Here is an 803-nt window from a genome sequence, read left to right as displayed (position 1 = left end):
CCGGTACCATACAACCCAGTAGTACCAGCGAAGGATCAAGCCGCGGTTATCAACTACGTTGATGCCGATGACAACAACAGCTTGATCACAACTTCTGGGACGTTAGATGGTAAGGCTGGTGAAAAGATTAAGTACAGCACCGCTGCAACAATCGCCGACCTTGAGAAGAAGGGCTACGTCCTCGTAACCAACGGCTTCGATCCCGAAGGGACGGCTCCGGTATATGACAGTGATGACAATACGACGCAAGTCTTCACCGTTGTCTTGAAGCACGGTACCGTTCCAGTAACGCCAACTGATCCAGGTAAGCCAGGGGAACCAATCAGCCCTGACAACCCAGATGTTAAGTGGCCAGAGGGCACAGGCGAAAACAGCTTGAAGAAGACGGGAACACAAACGATCCACTACGTCTACGCCGATGGCACCAAGGCAAAGGACGACAATGTCCAAAGCTTTGACTTCACCAAGAGTGGTGTCGTTGACAAGGTAACTGGTAAGCTGATTAGTGAAACTAATTGGAATGTATCTAGCCACACCTTCGGTCGGGTAGATAGTCCAGTCATCGAAGGTTACCACGCGGACAAGCGGGTTGCCGGTGGTGAAACTGTCACTCCAGACGACTTAAGCAAGGAAGTAACAGTAACTTACACACCAAACGGTAAGATTATTCCAGTTGACCCAGATGGAAACCCAATTCCAAATGTGCCAACACCACAATATCCAACTGATCCAACGGATCCAACCAAGGTAACGCCAGATGAACCAGTACCAACAATTCCTGGTTACACTCCAAGTGTTCCAAC

1 protein-coding gene is annotated in these 803 nt (G+C 49.6%); it reads left to right on the top strand.

What is annotated here, in order from left to right:
* On the top strand, positions 1-803 hold an 803-nt coding region (locus LMB56_RS00025), incomplete at both ends, for a mucin-binding protein (protein ID WP_411377875.1).

Origin of the sequence: Limosilactobacillus reuteri, assembly GCF_020785355.1 — a bacterium.
GTDB classification, from domain to species: domain Bacteria; phylum Bacillota; class Bacilli; order Lactobacillales; family Lactobacillaceae; genus Limosilactobacillus; species Limosilactobacillus reuteri_I.
This window is presented reverse-complemented; position numbering and strand designations above follow the sequence as displayed.